Origin of the sequence: Blautia acetigignens, from assembly GCF_025566865.1 — a bacterium.
Lineage (GTDB): Bacteria > Bacillota > Clostridia > Lachnospirales > Lachnospiraceae > Blautia_A > Blautia_A acetigignens.
The window spans coordinates 484,259-501,943 of record NZ_JAOQJM010000002.1; the positions used below are offsets into that span (position 1 = coordinate 484,259).

Consider the following 17,685-nt stretch of genomic DNA (forward strand, 5'->3'; position numbering starts at 1 on the left):
TCGTAAAAATACGGCAGTCCCCGGTATGCATCTGTTTGATAGACAAATTACTCAGCAGCTTCCTCTGTTGTCTGTGCCTCGTCTTCAGTCTCCTTGAACTCAGTCTCGCCCTCGGAAGCCTCATCCTCGAATGGCTCCTCTGCTGCCTTTCTGTCCTCGTTGATCTGCTGTGCATCTGCATAGATGTCACCTGCATTCTCCTGAACAGTTGTAACCGTCTTCATTACGCAGTCCTTTGCTCTTAAAACAGCAGCTGTGCACTCTGTGTAAACTTTCTTTGCATCTTTGCTGGAAAGGAGCTTGATACCAGCAGTTCCGAATAAAACACCTGCTGCAAAAAGTCCTGTTTTGTCCCATTTAAAACTTGCCATGATTAAATTCCTCCTCTTAAGAACATTTATTTTTATCTACTTGTTTTCGATTTCTCGTATTATATATCAGTTTTTTTTCAATTTCCAGTGGTTTTTTGTTTGTTGAAAAACTTTCTCAATTATTTTCCATGTTTTATACAACTAACGTTTGTTACCTTTGTGCACTTTGTCTATATTGTATAATTAAACCCTCGCTTGTAATCGTCTGCGCATCTTATAAAAAGCATCTTTCAACCATACCCTAATTTTCGACGCTTTTCGGCATGGCGTTCAGATAACTCTTAATTCCCTGAAAGGTTTCCTCGCTGATCACGTGCTCTACTTTGCAGGCATCAGACTCCGCGGTTTCCTCAGATACATTGGCACATCTGGAAAAAAGCTGTGTGATCACGCAATGCTTTTCATACACCTTTTCTGCAATTTCACGGCCTGACTCCGTAAGAAGCAGACGTCCTTTTTCGTTTCTTCTGATATGCCCCTCCTTTTCCAGCTCTGTCATGGCCCTTGTCACGCTGGGCTTGGTGATTCCCAGATGATTTGCCACATCCACAGGTCTGACATCGTCCGGTGATTTCCGGTTCAGCACCAGAATTGTTTCCAGATAATCCTCCCTGGACTCCTTCATTCCCTCTTTTTTCATACACCACATGATTGCTCCACCTCCGCCTTTCTTTTGGGCCTCGGCTCACAATACTGACGTATCCCGATCCCTAGTCGGCATTTGCCTGTCCGTTTCATTGCAGACAGCTTTATACCTGGCAATTCGACATTGTCATCTCAATACTTTCAATATCCTGATCTCCGATATAGCCCATATTTTTAAGTCCCGCCTTTACTACCTGTTTCCAGACTTCAGAAGGTAACTTACAGACTGTATCATCACTCAGCCTTACTGTGCAGCCATTTGCCTGACAGCAGGCTTCGCAGCCGGATATCCGGTACATATTTTTGCGGCTGATCGCGCCAATACGCTCCAGCATATTTACCATGCGGTAAATGGTTGCAGGACCAATGTTCTTATCCTTTTCCTGCACCTTGTAATAAATCTCCTTACAGCAGGAGCATTCTTCTGCCAGAATAATGTCCAGGATCAGCTGGCGCTGTCTGGTAATCCGGCAGCCCTGCTCGCGCAATCGTTCTATGATCATATCTTTTTGCATCTGTGTGCGCTCATATGCTTCATTGTTCTGATATGCTTTTTCTCCTACTGCTTTTTCCATCATTTTATCGCCATCCTTTTTCTGAACTTTTGATTGTTTGTTATTCTGGAATTCTTATATAAAAAGAAATACGATTTTCCATTTCTCCTTATATAAAAATTCCAGCCTGTATCTTTAAAGGATACAGGCTGAAATATTTTTACAAGACCTTTTGCTTAAGCAATACTTTTTGTATTTACTTTTAAGCTGTTGCTCTCTTTGTATGGTCTGAAGAGCAGGTACAGGAATGCTGCAACCAGAACAAATGCTACAACTGTTCCCAGTCCAAATCCGCCGCCTGTAAGCAGTGTACCAATCTGATAGATGCAAAGTGCAACTACATAAGCAAGACCGCACTGATATCCGATTGCGAACCAGAACCATTTAGCGTTGTTCATCTCTCTCTTGATCGCACCCATAGCTGCGAAGCAAGGAGCACACAGAAGGTTGAATACAAGGAATCCATAAGCAGCAACAGGAGTCATAACTGCTGCAAGATTTCCCCAGATCTCTGCTCCATCCTCTGCAACCTCAGCAAATCCGAAGAGCATACCGAATGTAGCAACGACGTTCTCTTTTGCGATAAGACCGGAAACAGCAGCAACTGCCATCTTCCATCCTTCGCCGGCGTTTGTCCATCCAAGTGGAGTGAAGATCCATGCGATAGCAGAACCGATCTTAGCAAGAATACTGTTGTTCAGCTCTTCTACCATTCCGAAGGAACCGCCTTCCCAACCGAATCCCATAAGGAACCAAAGAACGATGGTGGAAAGAAGAATGATGGTACCAGCTTTCTTGATGAAGGACCATGCTCTCTCCCAAACGCTTCTTAATACGTTTCCAACTGTCGGCCAGTGATATGCCGGAAGCTCCATAACGAATGGTGCCGGCTCGCCAGCAAACATTTTTGTTTTCTTCAGGATGATACCGGAGCAGATGATTGCTGCGATACCAACAAAGTAAGCACTTGTGGATACCCATCCACTGTTGTCAAAGAATGCACCAGCGATCATAGCGATGATCGGGAGCTTAGCACCACAAGGAACAAATGTTGTGGTCATGATTGTCATTTTACGGTCACGGTCGTTCTCGATTGTACGGGAAGCCATAACTCCAGGAACACCGCATCCAGAACCGATCAGCATTGGGATGAAGGATTTTCCGGAAAGACCGAATTTACGGAAGATTCTGTCCATGATAAATGCAACACGAGCCATGTATCCGCAGGACTCAAGGAATGCAAGGAACAGGAACAGAACTAACATCTGCGGTACGAAACCAAGTACAGCACCAACACCGGCAACAATACCGTCAAGGATCAGTCCCTGCAGCCATGCAGCGCAGTGTACAGCTTCCAGAGCGGACTCGATTGCCGGAGGAATGATCTCACCGAACAGTACATCGTTTGTCCAGTCTGTTACGAAACCACCAACTGTACTTACAGATACATAATAAACAATCCACATTACAACTGCGAAAATCGGAAGAGCTAACCATCTGTTGGTTACGATTCTGTCGATCTTATCAGAAGTTGTAAGTTTCTTTCCTGTAGAAGATTTTGTATAGCACTGTCCGATAATGGAGGAGATGTATACATAACGCTCGTTTGTGATAATACTCTCTGTATCATCATCAAATTTGTCTTCCAGAGCTTTTACTTCGTAGGATACATCTGGAACACTCTTCATCTGCTCTACGATCTTGTCATCTTTCTCGATGAGTTTGATTGCAAAGAAACGTTTCTGAGCGTCTGCAACAGTTCCTGTCAGTTTGTCCTCAACAGATTTGATTGCGTCCTCAACATCCTGTGCGAACTCGTGAACCGGAACGGTTTTCTTTTTGCTCTGTGCTGCGCTGATTGCTTTCTCAGCAGCTTTCATGATTCCGGTTCCCTTAAGAGCGGAAATCTCAACTACTTCGCAGCCAAGCTTTTTGCTTAATTTATCAATATGTATTTTGTTTCCGGATTTCTGAACCAGGTCCATCATGTTGATGGCCATAACAACCGGAATACCAAGCTCCATGATCTGTGTGGACAGATACAGGTTACGCTCAAGGTTTGTACCATCTACGATGTTGATGATCGCATCTGGCATCTCATTAATGAGGTAATTTCTGGCTACAACCTCCTCCAGAGTATATGGAGAAAGGGAATAGATTCCAGGAAGGTCCATGATTGTTACATCTTTGTGGCCTTTCAGTTTACCTTCTTTTTTCTCTACTGTTACACCGGGCCAGTTACCAACGAACTGGTTAGAGCCGGTCAGTGCATTGAATAATGTGGTCTTGCCGCAGTTAGGGTTACCTGCAAGTGCAATCTTAATCGACATTTTCATGCCTCCTCTTTCTTTCCAGATTTTCTTTCTTCAATTGTCCGGCGGATCATCTGTCTGGATGCTTCTTATCCATTAACCGCCACTGCTGATTGTTTCAATCAGCTTTCATTTGTTAGCGTCATCGCCTATTTATTAGGACTCGCTAACCGATCAGGTAAAAAAATGACCGATGCTTATTCTACCTCGATCATTTCTGCATCGACTTTTCTCAGAGACAGCTCGTAATCTCTTACGGTTACCTCGATAGGATCGCCGAGCGGTGCAACCTTACGTACATAGATCTCTACACCTTTGGTGATTCCCATGTCCATGATACGTCTCTTTACCGGGCCCTCGCCGTGCAGTCTTTTCACTTTGACAGTCTGGCCTACGCCAACTTGCCTTAATGTTTTCATAATACTAGACTCCTTTTTTCTGGATTTCAGACCATGATCCGATTCGCCATATCTTTGCCAATGGCAACTCGGGAATCCTTCACATTCACGATCATGTTACCGCCAATCTCGCTGACGACAGTTACAGTAGCCCCCTGTACAAATCCAAGATTCTCAAGAAATTTACGGGTTTCTTCTTTTCCGCCGACTTTTTTGATCACCTGCGGCTCTCCTTCGTTTACCATTGATAACGGCATCATATCATCCTTCCTTTTGTGCTTTAGAAACACCTATTTATTATTATGTTTCACTTACGTTGATTAGTATATTCTAATTTATATAAGCTGTCAATAATTTATTTGCACTTTTTTCTCATTTTTTTCCATTGAAAATTCGTTGATTCTGCCCAGAATTTTTGTAATTGTTTCGGAAACATTGGGGAACATGGTAGAATTATGGGAAATATTTGTTTATAATATAAAGAAATAACTAAAAATTTGTGACTGAGTGTGTTTTTATGCTTAGTGCACAGTTTTTAATGGTAAAATCTGTGAAAAATTACATGTATTTTGATTGCAGAAAGGATTCTTTTTTATGAAGCAGGGAAGTAAAGTTGGGATTGTCTGTTGCTCTAACGGACTTGACCAAAAGCAGGCCGAAACGGTTGATCTGCTGGTTCAGATTCTGGAGAAATCAGGGTTTGTGCCGGAGCTTAGCCCTTATCTGTATGGGGATGAAAATGGGATGGTCGGAACTGCCAGGGAGCGTGCCCAGGCGTTAATGAATTTTTACAGGGATGATTCTGTGGAGGAAATTTTCGATGTGTCCGGCGGGGATCTGGCCAATGAGATTCTGCCTTATCTGGATTTCCAGACCATTGCCTATGGGAAAAAGCATTTCTGGGGATACAGTGATCTGACTACTGTTTTGAATGCTATTTATGCACGCACGGGTAAATTTTCCGTACTTTATCAGGTACGAAATCTGACTTATGAGCACAGCCAGGAGCAGATTACGGATTTTCTGGAGACTGTGCTTGGCGGAAGCTCTGCCCTTTATGATTTTCCCTGTGAGTTTGTCCGGGGAACGCATATGGAAGGCATGGTTGTGGGCGGGAATATCCGCTGTCTTTTGAAGCTTGCAGGAACGCCTTTCTGGCCGGATATGCGTGAGAAAATTCTGCTGCTGGAGTCCTATGGCGGCGGGGTTCCCCAGATGGTGACTTACTTAAGCCAGCTTAGTCAGATGGGAGTTTTTAAAAAAGTAAACGGGATTTTGCTGGGGACATTTACGAAGATGGAGGCCAGTGAATGCAAGCCGGATATGGCAGAACTGGTGCTGAAATTTGCAGAAAAAAGGACGCCGATCGCGCAAACCAAATTTATTGGACATGGAACGGATTCCAAGGCGATTCGGATTGGGCATCATTTGAAGCTTTATTCGGCGGAAGCGAATAAGAGGATTTATAATACCATTACCCGTACGTGATTTCACAAGGCATATTCATCGCAGGTCGTCGCAACACTCCACCGAGCTAACTGCCAACTACGACTAAACATCTCAGGAGAGCCTTCGATGTTAAGTCTTCGTAGGCAGTGGATCTCGTTTCCGTTAAGAGCGCTCCTGAAATGACCTGCTCACGAATATGCCTTGCAAAATCACTGGTTACTGGTAAGTTTTTACTTTAAAATTTATACTTTAGATTCTTGCCACACCGCTCTTGATTGCGGCTTCTGCAGTTGCTTTGGCAACAGCCTCTTTAACGCGGGAGTCGAAGGCAGCCGGGAGGATATAGTCGGCGCACAGCTCTTCATCGCTTACAAGACCTGCGATGGCGTAAGCTGCGGCGATCTTCATCTCATCGTTAATGTCGGAAGCGCGGACATCTAATGCACCGCGGAAGATTCCAGGGAAGCACAGAACGTTGTTTACCTGGTTTGGATAGTCAGAGCGGCCGGTGGATACAACGGCTGCACCTGCTGCCTTAGCCTCCTCCGGGAAGATCTCAGGAGTAGGGTTCGCGCATGCAAAGATGATCGGGTCTTTTGCCATGGTGCGCACCATATCCGGAGTAAGGGTTCCCGGTGCGGAAACACCGATAAATACATCTGCGCCTTTGATTACTTCGCTTAAGGTTCCCTTTTCATGATTGGCATTGGTGATCTTTGCCATCTCTTCCTTGATCAGGTTCAGACCTTCACGTCCCTCATAAATAGCACCCTGGCGGTCTGTCATAATGACATTCTTAAGTCCCATGGAAATCAGAAGCTTAATAATCGCAATACCAGCAGCACCTGCACCGGAAGTAACGATCTTAATATCTTCAATCTTCTTTCCAACTACTTTCAGTGCATTGATCACACCGGCAAGAGTGATAACGGCTGTTCCATGCTGATCATCATGGAAGATCGGGATATCGCAGCATTCTTTCAGCTTTTTCTCAATTTCAAAGCATCTTGGTGCGGAAATGTCCTCCAGATTCACACCGCCGAAGCTTCCTGCCAGCAGGCGGACGGTCTGCACGATCTCATCTACATCCTTGCTGCGCACGCAAAGCGGAATGGCATCTACATCACCGAACTCTTTAAACAGAACGCATTTTCCTTCCATAACCGGCATGCCAGCCTCCGGACCGATATCGCCAAGTCCCAGAACTGCAGTACCGTCTGTCACAACTGCAACAGTATTCCAGCGTCTGGTAAGCTCATAGCTTTTATTAATATCTTTCTGAATCTCAAGGCAAGGCTGGGCAACACCAGGGGTGTAGGCAAGGCTTAATGCATCCTTGGAATCAACCTTTGCTCTTGATACCACTTCAATTTTACCTTTTAACTCATAGTGCATTTTTAAGGATTCTTTTGCGTAATCCATGTTCGTATCTCCTCTTCTTGAAAAACTGTGGCGGGCATGCTGAATGATCATATTCAGCATGCCCCTGTCGGATACAAAATATCCACTTTGGGCTACAAGGGAAAGTATATACGAAACAGACCAAAATCACAACATGAAATTGTGAATAAATCTCTCAATAAATAAATCAAACCGGGCTCCTGTCAGATCAAGAGTCCGGCCTGAAATCCCTCAATATTCTATTTTGTTTTCCTTATTCCACATTCTTCAGCGCTACATCCATCGGAATCTTCCGGATTCTTCTAAACTGAAGCACCGCTACCAATATATATGCGCCCATGCCCATGGCAAACATTTCCGGGTAAACCTTCGGTTCCAGATACAGGGTCAGCCAGCCGGAGAAGGAGGACATCAGATAACTGTAAATTCCATGTATGGTCCAGGTGGATAGCACCAGACTAAGTAAAATACTAATAACCACTACCCACGTGGTAGAAGTCAGATACAGCCTCATGATTTCCCGATTCTGATAGCCTAGAATTTTTACCATGGAAATCGCCGTTGCGTTCTTCTCAATAATCAGCTTGGTCAGCAGGTAAATCAACAATGCAAACAGAATCACAGAAAAAACATTGATTAGCTGGAACATCTCGCCCATGGAAACATCCAGCTGACGGCTGATTTTGGTAAGATCATCTTCTGTGATGGTCGCTGCAATCAGATCCTCATCCAGATCCGTGATCTTTTCCTGGGAAAAATATCCGTTAAAGTAATCTTCGCTTTTCCCAAATGTCTTCCGGAAGGAATCAACCGGCATGAACACAGCCAGTGCACCAGGATACTGGTAAATGCCCCGGACAGTTAATTCATATTCCGCGTTTCCGTAGGACTCCTTCAGTAAAATGGTGTCGCCGCTTTTTACCTTATATTTCTCAGAATAGCCATCGGAAATCAGCACGCCGTCGGTGGGCAGTTCTGTGCTTACATAATCACTGTCATCTTCAATTCCATAAACGGTGATGGTCTCTCCATCTTTTCCCGGCACAACGTTTTTCACAGATTCCAGGCAGAGTTTTTCTGCGGATTCTTCATTGGTTTTTAAGGACGGAGTCAACAGCTTCTCGATCATTCCCATCAAAGTAAATTTCTCATCCTCATCCGGCTCTTCCGGTACGTTGAGAATATACTGATAAGGCGCGAGCATATTCGCCACAGTTTCTTCCTGATAATGATCCAAAAGAGGCTTCATCATCATTCCGAACAGCAGCAGTACATTAGCAAAAAAGATTCCCACAAACAAGGTCAGGTAACTGGATTTGTTCTGCAGGATAATGCGCAGGCGAAAACGGCTGAAAAATTTAAAATTAGGCAGACGCACTGCTTTTTTCCTGCGGGAAGTGCTAAGATCATGACGCAGGAATTTTAGGGGTGACAGCTGAAGCTTTCTGGAAATCAGAAGCAGATTGATCACCAGCATCAGCACTACGGGAATCACCGTAGTAAGAATAAATGCATCTGCATTCCAGCGGGTCTCGTAGGTTGGAAGGCTGTAGCTTCCGTAATACATAGCGGCACACATGCCCTTAAAAACAGTATATCCCAGCACATTTCCAAGCAGCGCCGCAATCACAGTCACGATGATTGGCAGGGAAATATAATGGCGAAGCAGTTCCCCTCTGGAATAGCCGGATGCACGCAGGGTTCCGATGACAGAGGCCTCTTTTGCAATGGTGTTGTTAATGGTAACCGCAAATACAAAGGCAATGATCACAATAAGAATATAAAGCAAAACCTCCATCATCGCCTTATCGCTGCCCATATCATCCCCGGTGAAATGAATGGCCTGGTTCGCATAGCCCGGAATTACTTCTGTTACCTTCGCGTATTTTACAAGAATATCAATGAAATCCTCGGACATGTTTTTGGCTTCGATGTCATCCTTGGGCTCATTGGCGTACTGCCAGGAATAGCGGTATTCCAGATGGGTAGTGCCGAACTGGTCAGCCCCCTCTTCTGTCATAATGGCAACGCCGAATTTTACTGCATCGAACATCATGTCGCTGTTGTTGGAAAATAAACAACTGTAGTCGGATAACGCTATCAGTCCTGTAATGGACAGTTCTTCACCTCCAACTTTGATCTTGTCTCCTACGGTCAGGCTGTTGTTGTCCGCATACATACGGTCAATGGCAATCTCATTCTTTGCCTGGGGCATTTTCCCTTTCATCAGGCATACAAGGTCCATATCCGTACGGTCCTGGTAAATTCGGATGGTTCCGTTTTCCGTTCCATCCAGATCCGTATCCACCGACTCGTCTCTGTAAAAATTTTTACAGAGACGGACATCTCCTTTTTCCTCAATTTTCTTTATTGTGCTTTCGCTGGCTTCTGAGGACAGGGTAAAATTGCCATGCTCAATGTTGTATTTCTCAAAGCTCTCATCATAGGCTGCAAGCATACTGTCATCTGCAACCAGAAAACCGGATACAAATCCGATGGTCAAAGTCATAAACAGAAAGATTACAATGTATTTTCCAAAATCACTTTTTAGCTCTCTTGGAAGACGTTTCCACAATGGATTTCTCATAGTGCACCGCCTTACCAGTCAAGATCGTCTGCTGAGACTTTTGACTCATTGAGATAGTTTCTGCGGATCTGGCCGTCGCGAAGCTTTACCACACGGTCTGCCATATTTTTGATGGCGTCATTGTGGGTAACCATGATGATTGTATTTCCATATTTCTGGTTTACCTGCTCGATCAGCTTCAGAATTTCCTTGGAAGTGTTGTAATCCAGGGCACCTGTTGGCTCATCACACAGAAGAATATCCGGATTTTTTACAATGGCACGGCCGATGGCAGTTCTCTGCTGCTGTCCGCCGGAAAGCTGATTTGGCAGCTTATGCCTGTGCTCGTATAGTCCCAACGTATGAAGAAGCTCGTCAATATCCAGCGCCTTATTGCTCAGATATGCGCCTACTTCAATGTTTTCTTTGACATTTAAATTTGGGATCAGATTGTACATCTGGAACACGTAGCCAAGATGCTTCCTGCGGTAAAGGGTCAGGGCCTTTTCTTTCATATCCCCTGTTTTTTCCCCGTTTATGGAAATGTAGCCCTCGTCCGGCTCATCAATTCCGCCGATAATATTCAAAAGTGTGGATTTTCCGGAACCGGATGGTCCCAGAAGGACGCAGAATTCTCCTTTTTCCACGGAAAAATCAATTCCCCGCAGTACTTCTGTCCTGCTGTCGCCAGATCCGAATCCTTTCTTTAATCCTTTAATTTCAAGAAACATAACTCTTCCTCCCAGACAGATTGCTCTTTTGTTAGTTCATGCTAACTTGTTCTTATCATACTTCTTTTGTCTGAAAAAGGAAAGGTGGGAAGGTGAGAATAATTCTCAATATAATGAGTTTCGGGGATTTCGGGAAAGATTTTGGTAAAAATGACTGTTGGGTTTATATTTTCGATATATAAGAAATCAGAGTCAAAAAATCTTTGACCCTGACTTGATGCCTACACGAAAAAGCGATGATACCAGATCAGGAAAGCCAGGACGGTCCAGATCTTGCGGCTGTTGTCTTTTTTTCCTTCTTTGTGGTCTTTCAGAAGCTCTGCCAGTTTCTCGGTATGGAAAAACTGCCCGGCTTCCCGGGATGTGAACATTTCCATCACCATCTGGTACCAGTCATCCTGCCGCAGCCATACGCGGATGGGAATGGGAAAGCCCAGCTTTTTTCTGCCGTCAGTGTCCTCGGGGATGTAACCGGATACGGCTTTGCGGAAAATATATTTGGTAGTGCCACCTGCAATCTTGGCGTCTTTGGGAAGGCCGGCTGCCAGATCAAAGACTTCCTTATCAAGGAACGGCACCCGCACTTCCAGGGAATGAGCCATACTCATCTTGTCGGCTTTCTGGAGGATGTCGCCGGGAAGCCAGTAGTTCAGGTCGATGGACTGCATTTTCTCCATATCCTGTAAAGGATGTCTACGAGATGATTTTTTTGTTTTGGTTCCAGTCGTTTCTGGTGTTCCAGTAATGTCTGAATCTTCTATCTCTTCATAAAACGGGCGTAAAAATTCCTGGGTGGATGGCCCGGTAATGCCATTTTTTAGAATCTGTTTTTTCTCTTTCTCCCGGAAAATATAGGCGTTTCCGATGAAACGCTCTTCTACTTTCATTCCTGCACGAATCAGGAAATCACGACCTTTGACATCGGGAAGCTTCGCCGCCAGCCTGCCTATTGCCTTTCTAACCTGGAATGGAATCCAGGATACTGCTTTCAAAGACTCTGGTTCCCGATAGATATTGTAGCCGCCGAAAAGCTCATCGGCTCCCTCACCGGAGAGCACTACTTTCACATGCTTGGCAGCTTCCCTGGACAGAAAATACAGGGCGATTGCGGAAGCGTCTCCCAATGGTTCATCCATGTGATACATTACATCCGGAAGGGAATCCCAGAATTCCTGCTTGGAGATGATCTTTACATGATGCTTCAGCCCGGCTTTCTTGGCAACTTCTGCTGCCTTGCTGACTTCGTTGTAGCGGTTTCCTTCATCAAATCCTACGGTAAAAGCCTGGTCTGCACCTGAAGCGGCAGACAGATAGCCAGAGTCCACGCCGCCAGAGAGAAAGGCACCAACTTCCACATCACTGAGCATGTGATGCTTCACGGAATCTTCCAGAACGTCTGACAGCTGTTTCTGAAGGGGCTGCAGATTAGGACATACTCCCGGCGTAAGCCTTGGCTGAAAATATGTTTTAATTTTATATTTTCCATCTTTATAGAGCAGAATATGGCCTGGCATCAGCTTGTAAATCCCTTTGAAAAAGGTCTCTTCCAGAGGAGAATACTGAAAAGACAGATACTGCTCCAGCGCCAGCTGATTCACTTCCCTCTTATAGCCTGGAAAAGCAAGAATACTCTTAATCTCAGACGCAAATACAAAATGTTCCCCAATCTGGGCATAATACACAGGCTTAATCCCAAAGAAGTCCCGGGCAAGCATCAAAGTCTGCTCTTTTTCATTCCACACCGCAAATCCAAACATTCCCCGCAGCTTGTCCAGGGCTTTTTCCCCGTACTGCTGAAGGGTATTGACCAGAACCTCCGTGTCGGAATGGGTGCGAAATGTAATCCCAGCAGTCTCTAATTCCTCGCGCAATTCCTGATAATCATAAATTTCTCCGTTAAATACAATATGCAGACTGCCGTCTGCGCTTTCCATGGGCTGCTGCCCGTCTTCCAAATCTATAATGCTAAGTCGTCTGAATCCCAGGGTAATTTCTCCACCACAAAAAGAGCCTTCGCTGTCCGGGCCCCTATGTTCAATGGATTTCATCATCTTCTCAATGACTGCTTTCTGATCCTGCCTGCGACCTGTAAATCCACAGATACCACACATGTCTTCCTCCGTATTTTGCCGCTGCACCAACTGCAAACAGCTATATATTTTTCTTTTCCCTTTACGCTTCCTCTTCCCCTTGAGAATGCAGATGACACAGAACGTGTCCTAAAATGAACTTATCATTATGGTATTGCCGCTTAAACGGCAGTTTCCTTTAGAATTAAAGTTTTGATTATTGTAGCATAGAATCATTTTGATTATGTATTATAAGTTTTCCCTGCCTGATGGTCTTGCCGGTACATCTTAAAATGCCGCACTTTTCTGGGTGCGGCATTTTATACGACATTTGGAAAATCCTTCTGTAACATAAGGCATGCAGATTATAGAAATAATTTTAGATCTAGAGCGTGTTTGAAAAATCATTCCTGCAATCTGCACGCCCCACTTTGCGGGAGATTTCACCCGAATTCGGTTGTCGTAGCTAGCCCAGCCACTTGATGGATGGATAATATCTCACCACAGCTTTTCCCACAAGCTGGTCGAAGCGGACGAATTTATTTTTCCAGAAACGGGAGTCGTTGGAATTATTCCGATTATCGCCAAGCATAAAATAACAGTTTTCCGGGACCTTGTATGGGCCGTAATTTCCCGTCATCTTCTCTGGAATAAAGGAATCGTCCAATGGAGTACTGGAGTCGTTTATATAGACCTTTCCATCTTTAATTTCCACAGTTTCTCCAGGAAGCCCGATTACCCGCTTGATAAAGAGACGGCTTTCGTCATCCGGAGATTTGAATATTACAATATCGAACCGGTCAGGATCCTTGAACTTTTCGGAAATTTCATAGCCGAACAGATTCAGGTTAATTCCGTACGCCAGGCGGAAGCCAAAGAGACGGTCTTTGACCATAAGTGTGTTTTCCATGGAGGGCGAAGGGATTTTCGCGTTAATCAGAACAACATTATTGATAACCAGAGTAATCGCCACTACTATGACAATCAATTTCACATAACTTAACCTATTGTGCTACTTCAAATAAATTATGTGAAAACCTGTGAAACCGCAAAGAATCCCTGTAGTTATTGAAAGAATAAAATTTTTAAAATATCAATTTCTTGATTTTTCCAATTTCACAGGTTTCACCGAAAATGCTGTTCAATGCAATACAGAGATTGTATGCCAGTACTTTATTAACCAAACGGGTACATAACCCCTGAAAGCTTTTGGCTAACACTCTTTCTGCATTTAACTGACCACTCAATTGAGAGAATACGGTTTCTACCCGTCTTCTCAGTTTGAATATTAACTGACGTACGGATTTTGGCCAGTTTTCCTTACTGTTGGAACGTTTCAGAGCAAAAAGACAGATATTCTTTTCCTGCATTTCCTGTCCCATGTTTTTTCCAATGTAGCCTTTATCCGCTAAGATTGTAATATTAGACCAATGAGCCGCCAGATCACGTAATCCTTCGCGATCATCTGTAGATGCCGGTGTAATCTCAAATGATGCAATGTATCCCTCCAATGTGATTAAAGCATGCACTTTATATCCGTAATAAGTTTCTTTTTTGGAAGGACATTTTCCATAATCAGCACCATGGCCACGAAATGCTTTACAATATCGTGCACGCCCAAATTTACAGACTGCAAGTGGAAAACTGTCGATGATGTAATAGGAACTGACTGGAATTGGGAATACCGAAATCATTTTTTGTCGTAACAATTCTGTTGTCTGCATCAGGGCGCGTCTCGTTCTGTTAAAACGACTTCTGCTGCAAAGCTGCGGAAAAAGATGCCTGTAGTTTCGTTTCACAAAAGAAAACCATGCATTCTCAGAATCAACGCCTGCCAATTCTCCACAGAGACTGATGGTAATGATTTCTGAGTCAGATAATTTTGCATTCAGGATATGCCGTCGTCTGGTAACTTCTGGAGGTGCAAACTGATGATACAATTCGTCAATAATAACGTAAGTGGTCAAAATAAAGTCTTCAAAAGTTGCAATAACAGTGGTATTATTATCTTGGAACTTCAACATAATGATGCCTCCTTTCATTGTATTCCCTACAAATAGGATAGCACATTTTGTTGAAGTTTCTTTATATTTATTTTATCTAGCACAACAAGTTAAATTAAATTTGTTATCAAGGGATTCTTTCAAGTGAACTAAAGCTTCAAGTCGAGGTTTTATCATCTCCTCGTACTGGGCTGCTTTTTGAACTTTTTCAAATAGTATTTTACCCTCAAGAATTCTATCAGCAATTTTGGCAGAAGAATAATTGGGAAGTGAGATATCTTTCATATACTGGAAGCCAGCTAAATGCGGATAATCTTCCAGAGAAAAGGTAAGATTAATTGGATACAGCTGTTTCTTATAGCCATATGTAAACAAATATCTATATTTAGTTATTTCTTTCCAGGCTTGTGCAGACTGTTGTAATAGATCCATATTATACCTTGTCCTTTGCAAAAAATAAAGGACCCTGCCAATGCAAGGCCCTTAAAAAGCGTTTTCATTCAGTTCCGAAGAACCTATTCGGTTTGAGGTTATCGCATAACCCAAGGTCAGGCTCCACAACCGGCTGCATGCCGACACAGTCAACTGCTTCAACACCACGATAGCTGGTCAACGCCGCTATCCTCTAGCTTCATTGTACCACAAAAATACTCGTAGTCAACAGAAAACGAGTTTTTGAGGAACACTATTTGCTTCATATTTGCTTCGTGTTTTTAATTATTATATGTAGAAATAATGGTTTTGACAATAAAAAATATTGGAACTTGAGAAAGGAGGAATTCCGATGGCGGGAAGAAAGCCAAAGCCTACAGCTGTGAAGAAGCTGGAAGGTAATCCAGGTAAGAGAAAATTGAATACGAAAGAGCTAGTCCCAGCAAAAGGAATGCCTGCTTGTCCTGATTGGTTAATGCCGGAAGCAAAGAAGAAATGGGAACGCTTGGCGAAGTTGATGAATCAGATGGGTGTTCTTACTGAAGTTGATATGGCGGCGTTTGCTGCATATTGTCAGTCATATGCAAGATGGAGGGAAGCTCAGGAGCATATTACTTCTGGCGGCTCGACATTTGAAACGGATAAAGGATATCAGCAGCAGACACCTTGGGTTGGAATTGCAAATACGAATCAGAAGTTGATGTTGCAGGCGGCATCAGAGTTTGGGCTCACGCCATCTTCGCGTAGCAGGATTGTTGCCGGTAATGGTAAAGTGAAAGAAACAGAGGATGAGATGGAGGCATTACTTGGGGATAGTGGTGTGTTTGGATAGACAGTTGGCAAAAATCAAGGAGGTATGATGGGAGATGGCGCGTGAAACAAGACCAAAAGACTATCCAAAGCTGAAAAATTATCAGCCGACAAGATTTATGCTTCCGACTTCTCATTACGATAAGGCAAAGGCAGACAGGGCAGTTGCTTTTATTGAGAATTTATGCCACACAAAAGGCAAATGGGCAGGTAAGAGATTCTGGCTGTTGCCCTGGCAGGAGCAGCTAATAAGAGATATATTCGGGATTGTCAAGCCTGATGGTAACAGGCAATTCCGTACAGCTTTTGTAGAAATCTGTAAAAAGGTTGGAAAGAGTGAATTGGCAGCTGCCATCGCTCTTTATTTACTTTATGCAGATAATGAACCATCTGCGGAAGTTTATGGTGCAGCAGGCATCCATTGTTTTTGATGTTGCAAGACAGATGGTTGAGATGTCGCCGGCACTGATGAAGAGAAGCAAGCTGATGTCAGCTACAAAGCGAATTGTTAATTACGGAAATGCTGGTTTTTATCAGGTGCTTTCAGCAGAGGTTGGAAGTAAGCATGGTTTTTCGATTTCGGGACTTGTGTTCGATGAAATTCATACACAGCCGAATCGACAGCTATATGACGTACTCACAAAATACAGTTCAGATGCTCGGCAGAATCCATTGCACTTTATTATTACGACTGCTGGAAATGACAGGCATTCGATTGCGTTTGAACTGCATACCAAAGCAGTAGATATTCTGGAAGGACGGCGTGTAGATCCAACCTTTTATCCTGTGGTATATGGTCTTAAGGATGATGAGGACTGGGAAGATGAAGCAAACTGGTACAAGGTAAATCCTTCCCTTGGATGTACGGTGGATATTGAGAGACTTCGTGATGCTTATCGGGAAGCAAAATAGAATCCGGCATATGAGATAACGTTTAAATGGCTTCGTATGAACCTATGCAGCACCGGTGCCGCTTCCGGGATCCGTGTCACTGTCCCTGGATGCCAACGGGGAGCCAGAGAATTTTTATGCGGATGGTATTGCGTATTATGTGATCAACAACAATATGGGCTATGACGGGGATCTGGAGCTTGCACTGATTCCGGAGAGTTTCAGGACGGATGTGCTGAGAGAAAAGCTGGATGCCAAGGGCGTTCTGATTGAAAACTCGGATGCAGAACTGGCACTGTTTGCCCTGCTTTTTGAGTTCGACGGGGATGTGCGCCATATCCGCCACGTGATGTATAACTGTTCAGCTTCCCGTCCGAAGATCGAGGGCAAGACCAACGAGGAGAAAAAGGAAGTGCAGACAGAAACACTGACTATCAAGGCTACACCATTGTCGGATGGAAAGGTGAAGGCGAAGACTGGGAATACTACGGATGCAACTGTTTATGCAGACTGGTACAAGTCGGTGTATCTGTCGGCTGCGGATCCGTCTATTCCGGATAATCCGGAGGAATGGCTGGATGAGTTTAATACATTCAGTATTTACCAGGTTCTGCCGAAGCTGATCGAGCTGTGGGGAATGAACATCAGGACGGATGTGGAGGCTAAAAAAAACTTCATGCAACAGACCGTGAAATGACAACTCCCCTGTTTCTTCTCCGGTGTGTGCAGCTGGGAATTTCCATCCGGGATCTGCTGACTATCGGGATGGTGAATGATATGTTTGTGGAGAGCAAGAACGATGAGTATAAAGGATGGAGACAGGTTGCCACACAGGAGGATTTCGACAGGTTCTGATCTGATGAAATGTGGTGACAGGATGATTCAGAAAGGGTATAATGGGTTTATCAAAATCGTTAAGGAAAGAATCGAAGGTGGTGCAAACGAAAAAGCAGTATTGAGATTTTTCATTAACTGCCCTTTCGTTTGCATCAATTTCGATTTTTTCTGGTTGAACAAAGCGCGTCAACTCTATATGGACTTTTAATTCTGACA

The 17,685-nt window shown here is 44.0% G+C and carries 18 protein-coding genes and 2 pseudogenes; 6 read left to right on the forward strand and 14 right to left on the reverse strand.

Features of this window, described 5'->3' with window-relative positions; all coding sequences use genetic code 11:
• Nucleotides 1–47 precede the first annotated feature (47 nt).
• The 6 genes from OCV70_RS05095 to OCV70_RS05120 all read right to left on the reverse strand — a co-directional run bounded on the left by OCV70_RS05095 (nt 48) and on the right by OCV70_RS05120 (nt 4,540).
• The gene (locus OCV70_RS05095; RefSeq protein ID WP_021926339.1) at nt 48–371 is read right to left on the reverse strand and encodes a DUF6110 family protein; all 324 of its coding nucleotides are present in this window, start codon (nt 369–371) and stop codon (nt 48–50) included.
• A 241-nt stretch (nt 372–612) separates the two neighbouring features.
• Nucleotides 613–1,020, reverse strand: coding sequence for a metal-dependent transcriptional regulator (locus tag OCV70_RS05100; RefSeq protein WP_021926338.1), 408 nt, complete (start codon nt 1,018–1,020; stop codon nt 613–615).
• Nucleotides 1,021–1,120: 100 nt separating this feature from the next.
• Entirely contained in the window at nt 1,121–1,594 is a 474-nt protein-coding gene (locus tag OCV70_RS05105) for a Fur family transcriptional regulator (RefSeq protein WP_021926337.1), read from the reverse strand.
• A 152-nt stretch (nt 1,595–1,746) separates the two neighbouring features.
• Entirely contained in the window at nt 1,747–3,900 is a 2,154-nt protein-coding gene (gene feoB / locus OCV70_RS05110) for a ferrous iron transport protein B (RefSeq protein ID WP_117853087.1), read from the reverse strand.
• A 179-nt stretch (nt 3,901–4,079) separates the two neighbouring features.
• On the reverse strand, nt 4,080–4,301 hold the full coding sequence (locus OCV70_RS05115) for a FeoA family protein (protein WP_021926335.1): 222 nt from the start codon (nt 4,299–4,301) through the stop codon (nt 4,080–4,082).
• 26 nt (nt 4,302–4,327) lie between these two features.
• Nucleotides 4,328–4,540 (reverse strand): FeoA family protein, encoded by a 213-nt coding sequence (locus tag OCV70_RS05120; protein ID WP_021926334.1) that lies wholly within the window; start codon nt 4,538–4,540, stop codon nt 4,328–4,330.
• 334 nt (nt 4,541–4,874) lie between these two features.
• Here OCV70_RS05120 and OCV70_RS05125 point away from each other — a divergent pair, with 334 nt between their 5' ends.
• Nucleotides 4,875–5,768, forward strand: coding sequence for an LD-carboxypeptidase (locus tag OCV70_RS05125; protein WP_262579328.1), 894 nt, complete (start codon nt 4,875–4,877; stop codon nt 5,766–5,768).
• Between the two features lie 210 nt (nt 5,769–5,978).
• Here the strand turns inward: OCV70_RS05125 and OCV70_RS05130 are convergent, their stop codons facing one another.
• The 5 genes from OCV70_RS05130 to OCV70_RS19630 all read right to left on the reverse strand — a co-directional run bounded on the left by OCV70_RS05130 (nt 5,979) and on the right by OCV70_RS19630 (nt 12,943).
• Entirely contained in the window at nt 5,979–7,151 is a 1,173-nt protein-coding gene (locus OCV70_RS05130; protein ID WP_021926332.1) for an NAD(P)-dependent malic enzyme, read from the reverse strand.
• Nucleotides 7,152–7,383: 232 nt separating this feature from the next.
• Nucleotides 7,384–9,717: an ABC transporter permease gene (locus OCV70_RS05135; RefSeq protein ID WP_262579329.1), complete on the reverse strand. Its 2,334-nt coding sequence runs from the start codon at nt 9,715–9,717 to the stop codon at nt 7,384–7,386.
• A gap of 11 nt (nt 9,718–9,728) precedes the next feature.
• A complete protein-coding gene (locus OCV70_RS05140) occupies nt 9,729–10,427 on the reverse strand; it encodes an ABC transporter ATP-binding protein (RefSeq protein ID WP_021926330.1) in 699 nt (232 codons plus the stop codon).
• A 221-nt stretch (nt 10,428–10,648) separates the two neighbouring features.
• Nucleotides 10,649–12,538, reverse strand: coding sequence for an asparagine synthase (glutamine-hydrolyzing) (gene asnB, locus OCV70_RS05145; RefSeq protein ID WP_173765108.1), 1,890 nt, complete (start codon nt 12,536–12,538; stop codon nt 10,649–10,651).
• A 246-nt stretch (nt 12,539–12,784) separates the two neighbouring features.
• The gene (locus OCV70_RS19630) at nt 12,785–12,943 is read right to left on the reverse strand and encodes a DUF6783 domain-containing protein (protein ID WP_317259446.1); all 159 of its coding nucleotides are present in this window, start codon (nt 12,941–12,943) and stop codon (nt 12,785–12,787) included.
• Between OCV70_RS19630 and OCV70_RS20100 the strand changes: the two genes are divergently transcribed.
• On the forward strand, nt 12,914–12,979 hold the full coding sequence (locus OCV70_RS20100) for a DUF6783 domain-containing protein (RefSeq protein ID WP_416795302.1): 66 nt from the start codon (nt 12,914–12,916) through the stop codon (nt 12,977–12,979). The two genes, OCV70_RS19630 and OCV70_RS20100, sit on opposite strands and share 30 nt — an antisense overlap.
• On the opposite strand, the gene lepB is transcribed toward OCV70_RS20100, so the two are convergent.
• The 3 genes from lepB to OCV70_RS05160 all read right to left on the reverse strand — a co-directional run bounded on the left by lepB (nt 12,963) and on the right by OCV70_RS05160 (nt 14,931).
• Nucleotides 12,963–13,490 carry a signal peptidase I gene (lepB, locus tag OCV70_RS05150; protein ID WP_330385677.1) on the reverse strand — a complete coding sequence of 176 codons (528 nt, stop codon included), beginning with the start codon at nt 13,488–13,490 and terminating at the stop codon, nt 12,963–12,965. The two genes, OCV70_RS20100 and lepB, sit on opposite strands and share 17 nt — an antisense overlap.
• 91 nt (nt 13,491–13,581) lie before the next feature.
• Complete coding sequence (locus tag OCV70_RS05155; RefSeq protein ID WP_262579331.1) at nt 13,582–14,520, reverse strand: IS982 family transposase; 939 nt, start codon at nt 14,518–14,520, stop codon at nt 13,582–13,584.
• A gap of 72 nt (nt 14,521–14,592) precedes the next feature.
• Nucleotides 14,593–14,931, reverse strand: coding sequence for a PBECR4 domain-containing protein (locus OCV70_RS05160; protein WP_262579332.1), 339 nt, complete (start codon nt 14,929–14,931; stop codon nt 14,593–14,595).
• Between the two features lie 352 nt (nt 14,932–15,283).
• On the opposite strand from OCV70_RS05160, the gene OCV70_RS05165 reads away from it, so the two are divergent.
• The 4 genes and pseudogenes from OCV70_RS05165 (at nt 15,284) to OCV70_RS05180 (ending at nt 17,487) form a co-directional block, all read left to right on the forward strand.
• Nucleotides 15,284–15,763 (forward strand): phage terminase small subunit P27 family, encoded by a 480-nt coding sequence (locus OCV70_RS05165; RefSeq protein ID WP_021925828.1) that lies wholly within the window; start codon nt 15,284–15,286, stop codon nt 15,761–15,763.
• A gap of 97 nt (nt 15,764–15,860) precedes the next feature.
• Nucleotides 15,861–16,650: pseudogene (locus tag OCV70_RS19635) on the forward strand (terminase large subunit domain-containing protein); the annotation flags it as partial.
• A 43-nt stretch (nt 16,651–16,693) separates the two neighbouring features.
• Nucleotides 16,694–17,176, forward strand: a pseudogene (locus OCV70_RS05175) (major tail protein); the annotation flags it as partial.
• Nucleotides 17,177–17,325: 149 nt separating this feature from the next.
• Nucleotides 17,326–17,487: a hypothetical protein gene (locus tag OCV70_RS05180; protein WP_021925824.1), complete on the forward strand. Its 162-nt coding sequence runs from the start codon at nt 17,326–17,328 to the stop codon at nt 17,485–17,487.
• Nucleotides 17,488–17,685: the final 198 nt, after the last annotated feature.

Coding starts and splice junctions, on each gene's coding strand:
- OCV70_RS05095 (WP_021926339.1), bottom strand. CDS start 371: ATGGCAAGTTTTAAATGGGACAAAACAGGACTTTTTGCAGCAGGTGTT.
- OCV70_RS05100 (WP_021926338.1), bottom strand. CDS start 1,020: ATGTGGTGTATGAAAAAAGAGGGAATGAAGGAGTCCAGGGAGGATTAT.
- OCV70_RS05105 (WP_021926337.1), bottom strand. CDS start 1,594: ATGATGGAAAAAGCAGTAGGAGAAAAAGCATATCAGAACAATGAAGCA.
- feoB (WP_117853087.1), bottom strand. CDS start 3,900: ATGTCGATTAAGATTGCACTTGCAGGTAACCCTAACTGCGGCAAGACC.
- OCV70_RS05115 (WP_021926335.1), bottom strand. CDS start 4,301: ATGAAAACATTAAGGCAAGTTGGCGTAGGCCAGACTGTCAAAGTGAAA.
- OCV70_RS05120 (WP_021926334.1), bottom strand. CDS start 4,540: ATGATGCCGTTATCAATGGTAAACGAAGGAGAGCCGCAGGTGATCAAA.
- OCV70_RS05125 (WP_262579328.1), top strand. CDS start 4,875: ATGAAGCAGGGAAGTAAAGTTGGGATTGTCTGTTGCTCTAACGGACTT.
- OCV70_RS05130 (WP_021926332.1), bottom strand. CDS start 7,151: ATGGATTACGCAAAAGAATCCTTAAAAATGCACTATGAGTTAAAAGGT.
- OCV70_RS05135 (WP_262579329.1), bottom strand. CDS start 9,717: ATGAGAAATCCATTGTGGAAACGTCTTCCAAGAGAGCTAAAAAGTGAT.
- OCV70_RS05140 (WP_021926330.1), bottom strand. CDS start 10,427: ATGTTTCTTGAAATTAAAGGATTAAAGAAAGGATTCGGATCTGGCGAC.
- asnB (WP_173765108.1), bottom strand. CDS start 12,538: ATGTGTGGTATCTGTGGATTTACAGGTCGCAGGCAGGATCAGAAAGCA.
- OCV70_RS05155 (WP_262579331.1), bottom strand. CDS start 14,520: ATGTTGAAGTTCCAAGATAATAATACCACTGTTATTGCAACTTTTGAA.
- OCV70_RS05160 (WP_262579332.1), bottom strand. CDS start 14,931: ATGGATCTATTACAACAGTCTGCACAAGCCTGGAAAGAAATAACTAAA.
- OCV70_RS05165 (WP_021925828.1), top strand. CDS start 15,284: ATGGCGGGAAGAAAGCCAAAGCCTACAGCTGTGAAGAAGCTGGAAGGT.
- OCV70_RS05180 (WP_021925824.1), top strand. CDS start 17,326: ATGACAACTCCCCTGTTTCTTCTCCGGTGTGTGCAGCTGGGAATTTCC.